At 41.5% G+C, this 2,558-nt stretch carries 2 protein-coding genes; both read right to left on the bottom strand.

Features of this window, described 5'->3' with window-relative positions; genetic code table 11:
* Window positions 1-173: 173 nt before the first annotated feature.
* Entirely contained in the window at window positions 174-2,219 is a 2,046-nt protein-coding gene (locus tag H5202_RS20385) for a hypothetical protein (protein WP_182773672.1), read from the bottom strand.
* The gene (locus H5202_RS20380) at window positions 2,219-2,446 is read right to left on the bottom strand and encodes a hypothetical protein (protein ID WP_182773671.1); all 228 of its coding nucleotides are present in this window, start codon (window positions 2,444-2,446) and stop codon (window positions 2,219-2,221) included. The genes H5202_RS20385 and H5202_RS20380 overlap by 1 nt, the downstream gene beginning before the upstream one ends.
* Between the last annotated feature and the right edge of the window lie 112 nt (window positions 2,447-2,558).

Below are 2,558 nucleotides of genomic sequence, written 5' to 3'. Positions count from 1 at the left end.
CTTTTCTACAAAATCAGGGTAGTAATAACCGCTACCATTACCTAAATTTGCCTCTTCCTCGACAGATCTTACGCTGAGCTTACGGTGAGTAGGAATGCGCTTGGGCTTACCTTGAATAATGCGGCCTAGTGCTGCCTCTAGGGCTAACAATGTATTTTCACTTTTTAACATATTCAAACCTCAATCACTGATAGTCCTGCTTCAAAGGCTGTAAACTCCATACCAAAGTCACGCATTACGTTTTCTGCGGCCCTAACTTGAGTGATATAGTGACTTCTGTCTGTTACCGAGATGTCTTCACTCAACGCCATGTAAGCGGATAAACTTTGGTGCTTTTTCTGCCACCACTTCGCTTGCTGCTCGTCAATAATACTGCTGCCAGACCTGCAATCTACACAGAACTGAGGGGCGACCACTCCATCCATATCGCAATCGTATCCACTTTTGCAATAACTATGCAATGAACCATGAAGGGTGAGCTTTCCTTCTTTTACTGCTTTGTAAATCACATCCCACGAACTGTAGATGGTTGGCACATCTCTACGCATTTTCATTATTGTCTTACCATAAGAGCCCGATAAAGTTTCATCAGAATGCCATTGCTTAAAGATCTTATTGGTTGTTGTTTCTGCATTAATCTCATCAAGTGCATGTTGTATTTTTTTATCCACTTTTAAGTCTCGAAGGCTTGCTAGTTTCCCACCATTTGTGTACCACTCAGTCATCGAGAGATAGAGGTGTTTGAATTGCTGCTTGAGAGCAATCAGTGTGCTTAAGCGGTTTTTAATGCAATAAAACGCCAAAGATCGTCTAAATTGATGGGTGCTCATAGGCCAAGGCTGACCAATAACCACCATCTTTTCTATTCTCAGTAATGACCGAGGGTTAGATTCTAAGCATTCTTGGAAGTCTTCTTCGGTTACATTAAAGTCGAATTGCTTGCAAAAAAGTCGTAGGCGTTGATTCCAATTTGTAATTATCTTTGCTGGTTGTGAGCGAGTCCCTTTACTTACCCATAATGAATCAGTGTGCTTTTCATCAGGATATTGAGCTTCACTGCGCCATTTCTGTGTCAGTATCGACATTAAATCAATCGCAGTTTTCGACACCGCAGCCGTTACCCAAGTTTCTCTCTTTTCACCGAGCTTAAATGTATGAGATTGAAGCATGTGATGAACTTTACCGTAAAGTGTATCTTGGTGGTAACTGGTAGGGGTGAGTTTATCTAGCTCAGAGTCACGCATGCCACTGAATCCACCACAAACAATGTAGCTTGCTGTGATTAGCTGTCCTAGATATCGTTTAAATTCAGTGCCATTTTTAAGTGGTACTTTAGGCAGCTCCTTTGTTACTGGGATAATTGATTCACTAGCACTGCGAGGTTGATAGTTTTTGACTGCAATGGCGAGCTTGTGCCTATCAATACCTCCGTCCGTCTTCATAAAGGTATACACACTACCAGCTTCAGCCTTGGTTTCTGCAATTCTCTTACCTTCTAAGTAATTGTCTTGCAGTGCATGCTCAGTGTCAGCGATGAGTTGTGCGTGGGGCAGAGCTTCTTCAATAAGTGCCATCGCCCTGCCATAAATAGCGTGACATAAGCGCTCTGGAATCACTAAGGTTTGTTGGCTTACTTTGCCGCTTAATCGTTTTGACTCATTGTGGGATTTAATCGGATTGATATTGAGCGCAACCTTATGCCAGCCGGCATTGTCTATCGCTTTATTTATGGCAACAAAAGCGTGCAAAAGATTAGCTCGTGAATTGTTAGAATTTATTAGGTAGTTATCAAACTGTTGGCGTACTTCTAACGATGAAATTGCAGCAAGTGAGTTAAGTTTTTTTTGTTGTAAAAATCGATAAATTATTTTTGCTTTGGCTAATCGTTCCACTACGGTTGAGAATTTCGGAGCTTTCTTGCCTTTGGGAGATAGATTAAACAGCCAACCAAAAGTAAATAGTTTTAGTTCTCGTTGCAACTCCGGTGCAGAATCAAGCTGCGAAAAATTGAGGCTGTTCTTCCTATTTCCGCGAGAGAATGCAAAACAACTCCAGTTGTTTTGACCAAAGGTTGCGGTCACATTACCATTCTTGTCTTTGCAGACAACCACCGCATCCAGCTCATCAAACCGTTGTTCATGGTAGAACTTTACAATGTCCACCTCGTGGACCTTATGCTCATCAGGAAAGTCGATTCCGTACAAATGTTCGGTTTTCATTATAATAACTCCTGTGTTTGCGATGGAATAAGACCAATGATGGAATCTGCTTCATTCCAAAGAGGGTGATTACCTTCGTCATTCATCTTTTCTTCTGCTTGTTTGAGCAATGTTTTATTAATGCTGGGTAGAATTTTCACATCAATAAATGTCACAAGATCCTCAAAGTTTTGCCGGTAGTGGCTCGCATCAAGGTGGAGATAGAGCGATTCTTCGTAAGCGGTCAATGAACTGGTGAAGCTTATTCTGCTTCACCTAAATCAACATTCCACGGCAGCAAATCAGTCATATCATCTAATGGTGCACGCTTAGGTAATTCCGTAAATAGATGACGAAAAT

Source organism: Shewanella sp. SG41-4, from assembly GCF_014164505.1.
Lineage (GTDB): Bacteria > Pseudomonadota > Gammaproteobacteria > Enterobacterales > Shewanellaceae > Shewanella.
This window is presented reverse-complemented; position numbering and strand designations above follow the sequence as displayed.